Source organism: Streptomyces sp. NPDC006134, assembly GCF_040628835.1.
GTDB lineage: Bacteria > Actinomycetota > Actinomycetes > Streptomycetales > Streptomycetaceae > Streptomyces.
Genome location: NZ_JBEXTV010000023.1, coordinates 106,819 through 114,522 on the forward strand (window position 1 = coordinate 106,819; position 7,704 = coordinate 114,522).

8 protein-coding genes and 1 pseudogene are annotated in these 7,704 nt (G+C 70.2%); 1 reads left to right on the top strand and 8 read right to left on the bottom strand.

Going from position 1 to position 7,704, the window contains the following annotated elements; genetic code table 11:
- The 8 genes and pseudogenes from ABZ340_RS17525 to ABZ340_RS17560 form a co-directional block, all read right to left on the bottom strand.
- A complete protein-coding gene (locus tag ABZ340_RS17525) occupies positions 1 to 1,161 on the bottom strand; it encodes a GGDEF domain-containing protein (RefSeq protein ID WP_358782642.1) in 1,161 nt (386 codons plus the stop codon).
- Positions 1,161 to 1,871, bottom strand: a complete 711-nt coding sequence (locus ABZ340_RS17530; RefSeq protein ID WP_358782643.1) for an HAD family hydrolase — start codon at positions 1,869 to 1,871, stop codon at positions 1,161 to 1,163. The genes ABZ340_RS17525 and ABZ340_RS17530 overlap by 1 nt, the downstream gene beginning before the upstream one ends.
- Positions 1,868 to 2,476: an enolase C-terminal domain-like protein gene (locus tag ABZ340_RS17535; protein WP_358782644.1), complete on the bottom strand. Its 609-nt coding sequence runs from the start codon at positions 2,474 to 2,476 to the stop codon at positions 1,868 to 1,870. Before ABZ340_RS17535 ends, ABZ340_RS17530 begins: the two co-directional genes overlap by 4 nt.
- A gap of 196 nt (positions 2,477 to 2,672) precedes the next feature.
- Positions 2,673 to 3,032 (bottom strand): annotated as a pseudogene (locus ABZ340_RS17540) (mandelate racemase); the annotation flags it as partial.
- Complete coding sequence (locus ABZ340_RS17545; protein ID WP_358782645.1) at positions 3,032 to 4,096, bottom strand: radical SAM protein; 1,065 nt, start codon at positions 4,094 to 4,096, stop codon at positions 3,032 to 3,034. The pseudogene ABZ340_RS17540 and the gene ABZ340_RS17545, both read right to left, overlap by 1 nt.
- Positions 4,097 to 4,322: 226 nt before the next feature.
- Positions 4,323 to 5,570 (bottom strand): helix-turn-helix transcriptional regulator, encoded by a 1,248-nt coding sequence (locus tag ABZ340_RS17550; protein WP_358782651.1) that lies wholly within the window; start codon positions 5,568 to 5,570, stop codon positions 4,323 to 4,325.
- A gap of 82 nt (positions 5,571 to 5,652) precedes the next feature.
- On the bottom strand, positions 5,653 to 7,032 hold the full coding sequence (locus tag ABZ340_RS17555; RefSeq protein ID WP_358782646.1) for a helix-turn-helix transcriptional regulator: 1,380 nt from the start codon (positions 7,030 to 7,032) through the stop codon (positions 5,653 to 5,655).
- A gap of 29 nt (positions 7,033 to 7,061) precedes the next feature.
- Positions 7,062 to 7,526, bottom strand: coding sequence for a DUF317 domain-containing protein (locus ABZ340_RS17560; RefSeq protein WP_358782647.1), 465 nt, complete (start codon positions 7,524 to 7,526; stop codon positions 7,062 to 7,064).
- Between ABZ340_RS17560 and ABZ340_RS17565 the strand changes: the two genes are divergently transcribed.
- Positions 7,514 to 7,704 (top strand): transposase (locus ABZ340_RS17565; protein ID WP_358782648.1); only part of this gene is annotated, 191 nt, incomplete at its 3' end. The two genes, ABZ340_RS17560 and ABZ340_RS17565, sit on opposite strands and share 13 nt — an antisense overlap.

Here is a 7,704-nt window from a genome sequence, read left to right on the forward strand (position 1 = left end):
TCAGCGCCCCTTCCGTGTGGCGACCGCATCCACGGCGGCGGTGATCCTCCCGGCCCGGACTTCCGGAGTGCCGGCCTCGGTGACCAGGTGGAGGATCTGTGCCTGCTCGTGGGAGGGCACCGTCGTCCAGTCCAGTCCCGCCCGTTCCAGCGCGTCGGCCAGGTCCTCGGGCATGCTGCGGGGCCTGCGGTCACGCACGGCCTGGAGGACCAGCGGCACACCGGTCACCCCTTCGGTGCCGGCGGCGTAGGGCACCGCGGCCTGCCCGTGCAGCGCGTAGGCGACGACGGTCTTGGCGGTGTCCGTGGGGAAGGTGACCCGCAGCTGGGCGCCGCGCTGCCCGGCCGGTCCGCGACAGGGAAGCAGTAGGAAGCCCCGGCCGCCGAGCCGCCCCGGACGGGCCACCACGTGCAGCGTGTCGGGGCCGGTCGGCAGCGGGAGCAGGGCCAGCGGATCCGGCCCGGCCTCCTCCGAACCGGACCCGCTGGTGTGGGGGCGGGTGACGGCGATGATGCCGCCCGTGCCGCCACCGGCGCGGCGGGCCGCCTTGTGCGTGAACAGCGTCCGGTCGACCACCGCGAGCAGGGTGTTGGTGAAGGTGTGCTTCCAGCCGCGCTTCCGCTCGATGGGCAGGTCACGGGCGGTGACGAACGTCAGGGCGAAGGAGACCGTCACCGGCAGGGCGGCGCCGAGCCAGTCGCGCAGGACGCCGAGAGCCTGGTGGAACGCGTCGGCGCCATCCACGACCGCCGCGATGATGACCTCGTCGCCGCCGAAGGTCGCCACGCAGCCGAAGTCGAAGGGCTGCTCGCGGAACCACGTGCGGGCCGTGGCCCCCACGGTTGCCATGACCTCGTTGCCGGCCAGGTGCCCGTAGGAGGAAGGGTCGGTGGAGTTCGTCAGCTCCACGTGATCCTTCAGCCCGTCGACGTCCCCGATCGCCAGCGCCACCAGCCGCCCCTCGGCCAGAGCCGCGGCCAGGCAGCGCGGAATGTGGCTGTGGAAGTCGGGGAACGCGACCAAACCGGTGACCGCATCCTCGCGGCTGCCCTCACACCACGTGCGCAGCGGCAACTGACTGGGGTCGAACAGCGGCACCGACGACGCCAGAGCGTCGTGAACGGGGGGCGTTGCCGGGCGGGACGTGCGGGACGGCTCCATCAGCGGGCCACCTCCGATGCGGTCGGGACGGCCGCCACCCTGGCGGGCAGCAGCAGTGGGAGGGTGTTCAGGGAGGACAGACGCAACGTGCGCGCCGCCGACACCAGCGGCCCGGTCGCGTGATGACGGTCCAGCCAGGCCGTGTGCCACCCGGCCGAGGCAGCGCCCCGCACGTCGGCGGCCAGCGAGTCACCTACGTGGAGCAACTTCTCCGGGCTCAGGCCACAGGCCCGCTCGACGATGGCGAACGCCTCCGGTTCGGGCTTGATCGTGCCGGTGCGCGCCGAGTAGAAGACGCCGTCCAACAGTTCCCGGAGCACCTCGGGCTCCTGCTCGGGCACCGAGGAACCCAGCGCGTTGGTCATGGCGAACAGGGCGAAGCCCCGCCCCCGCAGCGCGGCCAGCGTGTCCGGCACATCCGGGTACAGCTGCGGGTCCTGGGCCCGGCGCCGAGCCCGCTCCAGCACCTCGGTGAGCGGGCCGGCGAGCCCAGGCCGCCCGAAGCCGGCAGCGAGCTCGTGGGCAAGGTCCTGCGGGGCGACCAGGCGCCGCTTGGCTCCCCGGCCCATGAGGGCGCGGGCCTCCTCCAAGGAGATGCCGAGGATCTCGGCGACCTGGCCGGTCGTCGCCACCGGCTCCGGGCGCACCAGCGTGCCGCCCAGATCGAAGCAGACCGCCCGCACCCCGGCCCACACCACCCGGCCGCTCACAACCTGACCTCCCACGCCGGGAGAGGCGAGGAGGCGACCGGCAACGGGGCGAGTCCGGCGCCGGGCCCGAACGGCAGCAGCCCCGCCTCTACGACGATCGGCTCGGTGAACACCTGCTGCCGCAGCGGCTCCAGTGTCAGGTGCCACTCCACCGCCGGGATCTTGTCGCGGCAGCATGCACCGGCCAGCGCCAGCGCCGCCCAGAGCCGGTCTCCGTGCGGGAACGTCGCCATCCCCAGATCGGCGGCGACCTCCACGGTATGCAGGGAGCGGGCCAGCCCGCCCGACCATCCTGGGTCGGTCTGCCACACATCCACCGCCCCGTCGGCCAGCAGCCGTGTCTGTTCCTGCTCGTCGACCGCGTGCTCCCCGGCCGCCATCGGTACCCCTGCTCCCGCCGCCCGCATCCGGGCCCAGGCGAAGCCGCCAGGCTCCAGCAGTTCCTCGGCGAAGGCGACCTCCAGGTCAGCCAGCACCGGCAGCAGGGCGAGTGCCTCGTCCAGACGGCACCGGCGCAGCCCGTCGACCATGAACCGGCCCTCGCCCGCAGCCTCCCGCAGTCCCCCCAGTACCCGGGCGACGGCCCGCGGCCCCTGGCGGAGCAACCCCTTGGTGATCGGCCACTTCTGCCCCCCAGAATCCCTGCTCGGCGATCCACGCCGCCGCCTTCTCTGCCTCCGGACGGGCCGGGTCCAGACCGAGCGCGGAGGCGTACACCGGCACCTGGGTCCGCACCGCACCGCCCAGCAACTCCGGCACCGTCCGCCCCGAGGCACGCGACGCCAGGTCCCAGCACGCCAGCTCCACGGCCGAGACGGCCTGCCGGGCGTGCGCCCCTCGCCGGTGTCGGCCCGCCCGCGGCCGGTACGCGAGCTTGCGCGGCGCCGCCGCGTCGTGCCCCACCAGCCCGTCGGCCAGCGTGTCCAGCACGAGCCGCGCCACGTTCTCCCCCACGGGCGCGTGCCAGCCCGAGACACCGTCGCCGACGACCTCAATGGCGAACCGTGTCCGGTGCTCCGGCCACGACGGACCCGCCGGGTCCACCGCCACGGCCGCGACCGCCTCCGGCAGCCCGGTCGGTAACCCGGCCGACTGCCCGGCCATCGGCCAGACCCGCACCGCACGCACCACCGTCACGGTGTCACCGTTCAGCCCGGCCATCAGATCCGCGCCCCGGTCAGCTGCTCCCCGGCGAACGTGTACGCCCACGGCGAGCGGTAGTTCTGCCACCACTCCGGCCGCAGTCCCGTCTCCAGGAACAGCTCCTCGACCGCGCGGCGCATCGTCAGGTTCCACTCGATCGTGTCCGACCCCGGCGTGCGGTAGACGTCCATGTAGGGGTTGTGCGCCTGGAACGTCTGGAACCGCGGGAACGTCGTGGTCACCGGCACCAGCCGTTTCAGGTTCTCCACGGCCTCCTCGATCGGGTCCAGCCCCACGATGTAGGTGAAGTCCGTGGTGATGCCCCGCTCCTTCGCCGCCCCCAGCGCGGCGATCATCTGGTCCACCGTCAGCGCGGCCTTGGACTGCTTGAGGATGTTCGCCCGGTTGGTGAAGCACTCCACCGTCAGCGTCAGGTGGAACGGCCCGAGTGCGGCGGCGCGGTCCAGACCCTCGGGAGAAGTGAGGACCGACGACAGGAAGTGCAGGGTGCCCTCGCAGCCTGTGCCGCGCATGGCGGCGCGTACGCCCTCCAGGTGCTCCAGCGCCAAGTGCTCGTAGAGGAAGCAGCCGGTGCACACCGTGACTGTCTCCACCGATGACAGATCCTCCATACCGGAGTTCGCTGCGAGGGCGGTGAAGTAGCCGGGCAGGTCGAGTTCGCGGATCGCCGGGTCCGAGGCGCCCTCCAGCGTGTTCGGGCAGAACGTGCACCCGACGCACTGGGACCGCTGGTTCGAGTTCAGGGTGAGCATCTTGGTGCCGTTGCGCCAGTAGCCCAGCACGGCGTCATCGTCCTCGATACCGCTGACCGTGCCGACTCGCTCGCCGTGCAATCGCAGCTCATGCTCGTCGATCTCGAACGGCGAGTCCTGCCGGCCCAAGGACAAGATCAGGTACAACGGTTCGGCCGGCCGCGAGCCCAACGTCAGCTGGAACCGCATCCGCGGCTTGTCCAGCGGCGAGCGCGCCCCGCAGCTGTTCAGCGCGATGAGCAGCACGTCCTCGGGATTGATCTCCCACTCACGAGCCACCTCTTCCAGATGGCTGACGGATTCGAGCATCGGCTTCCCTCTCTCACTTACGGAGTTGCGCACCTGCCCGGCTTCTCACACAGGTGCCGCGCGTCACCGATGACAGACCGTAGAAAGCACGTCACGCCGATTGCTCACAGCTGTGAACACTCGGCAGCGCGGCAGTGCCGAGCGCTGCAAGACCCGCCGTTCGGCGACATACAGAGGCCGCCCGAGGGCAGTCCGGAGAGGGAGCGGTCGCTAGCTCTCTCGGGGGCTAGCGGCTGATGCCCATGCGGTGGGCCAGGCCGCCGAGGTCCCGCTTCACGTGGGCGGGAAGCCGTTTTCCGAGGAGGTAGCTGACCGAGTCGCCGATCAGTGCGTCGGCGTGAACTCTCTGAGGGGCGATCATCTCCGCTCGAAGGAACCGCTCGGCGGCGGCCGACTCCTGCCCGCGGACATGGGTGAGTGCCCGACCCAGGTCGGAGTGGTAGGCAGCCTGCCGGCCGGGGGCGTTGATGATCTCGGGGTGGACCTTGCTTCCCGCTGTGACGGCGTCGCCGTGGTGTCCCAGGTCGGTGTTGAGGCTGACGCGGTGGATCTTGACGTTCGTCGGCCCGAAGTTGAGATGGAACGCGCGGGTCTCCCCGCTCAGCTCGGCCAGGCGCCCTGCTTCGACCAGGTGTGACCGCACGTCGGAGGTGCGGTCGCCGACCGGCCGGCTGCGGTCCCTGGTGATGGTGGTGGCGGAGAGCAGGTGTAGCTCGCCGAGCAGCGCCTCTGTGTTCGGGTGAGCTAGGTGTTGCTCCAGCAGGTTCACCATGGCGGTCGCCTTGGACAGCGCCTGCTCGGTGCTGCCGGCCGCCATGAGGATGTGCGTGGCGAAGAAGCCGCTCAGAGCGGTGTAGACCGGGTCTTCGAGTTCGGCGATGGCCTCGCTGGCTCGCGTCACCGCGATGAAGGCCAAATCCATGTACCCCAGCGACTTCAGCATCAGAGTGCACGCCGGGTGGTAGGTGTCGGCCAGTAGCCTCAGTACCTTCAGCCGCGTACGACCCTCACTCGCTGCAGCCGCCGCATGAAGATCGGCGAGCAGCGCGGGAAGCCTCACCGCCAAGGCCCCGTATTCCGCCGCGTGGTACAGCCGGTTCGCCCGCCGCACTCGCGCCGCCAGCCGGAGCATGGACTCCTCTGGCGGTCGCCGGTCCGGTGGACTGCCCACCGTCATCCCCATCAGGGCGAGCCGCAGCTCCGGGATCGCGGCGTGGGCCTGCGTAGCGTGTAGGTCCACCGGGGCGAAGGGCTGCCCTAGCAGTTCCGATGGCGCGACCTTCAGCGCGTTGGCGAGCGAATTGATGTAGGCAGGGTCCTTCAAGAGCCGCTGCCCGGACTCGACCATCGACAGGTAGCCGTTCGAAACACCCGCCAGCCCGGCCAGCGCCCGTAAGGACAGGCCCCGCTTGCCGCGGAGCGTACGCACCCTCGTGCCGATCAGCTTGGCCAGCTGCTGTTGCCGCTCGTCCATCACCGTCCGCCCAACTCCTCGACACTCCGTAGGTTAGGCCAGGTCCAGCTGCCACAACTGGGCATTGCCCGAACAGGCAGGGTCACGTCATGCCGCACCGTGCCGCGATGCCGCCCACCACGTCGGCATGGTTCTCGGCACGAGAGGACAGGACGCTCACCAGTTCCCGGGCCAGGGGGTTCAGCCTGGTGTGGAGCGGTGCGACAGACTCCGCCGTCGCCAGGTCCGTAACCGCTTCCGCGAAACGGTGGAGCCGTGCCCGCGCGGACGCGGTGAGCACCAGCAGGCCGGCGCGGTCGCTGGCCGGAAGGCGGTCAGCATCCAGCGCGTGGCCAAGCACTTGGTCGAAGGCACCGCGCTCCGCTGCCGCGAAGGCCCTAGCGGACGCGACCGCGGACGCCTCCTCCGGCCCAGGGACCATCTCCTCGGCGGCCTCAAGGAGACGCTCGCTCTGTGCCTCCTGCCCGAGGCAGGCGTGGGCGAGGGACAGAGGGAGCAGAACCTCGAAGGGGAGGGCGGCGCCCGTGCCCACCGCCCGGGTGACGGCGATTGCGGGCTGGCCCATATCCAGCAGCAGCCGGACTTCCTCGACCATCACCAGCGTGAAGCCCTCCTCCGCAGGACGCGCTTGGTGGAGGGCGCTCCAGGCAAGATCGCGATATCCGATGCGGCGCAGAAGCCGCGCCACGGCTGTGTACCCGGCCGAGCGAAGCGCGGCCCCCTCGTTGTCGCCGGGGTGCTGGACCAGCGGGCCGATCAGCTCCAGCAACCGCGGAACCTCGGACGCGGCTGTGACTAAGTCCCCGCCATCGTCGGCCGTCCGCACGGCTTCCAGGAGCCCTGCCAGCTGTTCCGTGTCGGCCCGGACATGGTCCTGCGCCAACTCCCCCGCGAACAACCGGGTCAGGTGCCGGCGCACATGCCACGCAGTGGCGTGCACGGTGGCATGGTCCGCCCCGCACGGCGTGTACGGCTGACTGGTCAACTCGGCGGGGTCCAGGCGGAGCCCAGTCGCGAGCGAGTTCAGCACATGCCGTCTGTCGACCCAGTCCGTTCCCGATTCCAAGCTAGCGATCAACTGCTCCGGAAGGCCGGAACGCCTCGCCAGGTCGGCCACGGTGAGGTTTCGGCGTGTACGCCACTCAGCTAGGTGACGGCCGATCGGGGCAGGGCCGGCACCGTTCATCTCCTGTGTCACCAGGGTGCTCATCCTCGGGCGGCAAAATGCCGGTCGGGGGTCGGTCCCTTCTACGGGACCACATGGACTTCGCGACGACACAGTAGCCACACGGAACCAGCCAAAGCGAATATGCCAGGTCGAGGCGTGTATGAACCTAGTGAGCCACGCGGCGACCTTGGGGCCACCAACCCGGGACCGGCAAGGTGTTGTTCCGCGCGGGGGCGGCCCCTCCCAGTACATAGGTGGTGAGGGCTGTGCCCCCGGCGCCCGGGGACTCGTCATCGCCGCAGGTTATCCAGCCCTGTAACCGATCATTTCGAAATCCGCAGTGGTGAAGGCTTGGCAAGAGGCGGCGGTATGGCGGCACCTCTGATGCTTGAACGAGGGTTACCTCTGCGCCGCGTTGGTTGCCGACTGGCTCCGATCCCGTAAGCCAGTTCACCGGCAAGATGGGAAAGCACAGCCGCAGGCGTGTGATGAGAGGCGTTGATGGCCCACTTGAGGTGATCAACGTCCGGTCCTGCCCAGATTCCCCAGGTGGTCGAGGTGTCGTTGGGGCTCTGGGCGGCGAGGGCGTCGAGGGTGAGCCTGACGTCTCCTTCCTCGGGCTTCCAGTGCAGGTAGCTTCCCTGATTGGTGTGCTGCCAGCCGACGTCGGCGAGAGAACGGGTTACCTCCGTGACAGTCTTCTTGAGCTGACCTCGGTTTCGTGGAGTCCCTGAAGCCAGGCTTATGATCCTGGCCCGAAGGAGAACCACGAGCAGTGCCAGCACCACGTAAGTACCCGGACGAGCTCCGTGAGCGGGCCGTCCGTGAGGTCCGCATCAGCGGACGCCTGGTCGCGCATGTCGCCCGGGATCTCGGCGTCCGCAAAGAAGCCCTGCGGCAGTGGGTGCGCCAGGCCGGGGCCGACACCGGGGAGCGCGACGACCGGCTGACCACTGCCGAGCGCGA

Excerpts from the sequence above, each read along its gene's own strand:
- ABZ340_RS17525 (WP_358782642.1), bottom strand. The coding sequence starts at position 1,161 with ATGGAGCCGTCCCGCACGTCCCGCCCGGCAACGCCCCCCGTTCACGAC.
- ABZ340_RS17545 (WP_358782645.1), bottom strand. The coding sequence starts at position 4,096 with ATGCTCGAATCCGTCAGCCATCTGGAAGAGGTGGCTCGTGAGTGGGAG.
- ABZ340_RS17550 (WP_358782651.1), bottom strand. The coding sequence starts at position 5,570 with ATGGACGAGCGGCAACAGCAGCTGGCCAAGCTGATCGGCACGAGGGTG.
- ABZ340_RS17555 (WP_358782646.1), bottom strand. The coding sequence starts at position 7,032 with ATGACGAGTCCCCGGGCGCCGGGGGCACAGCCCTCACCACCTATGTAC.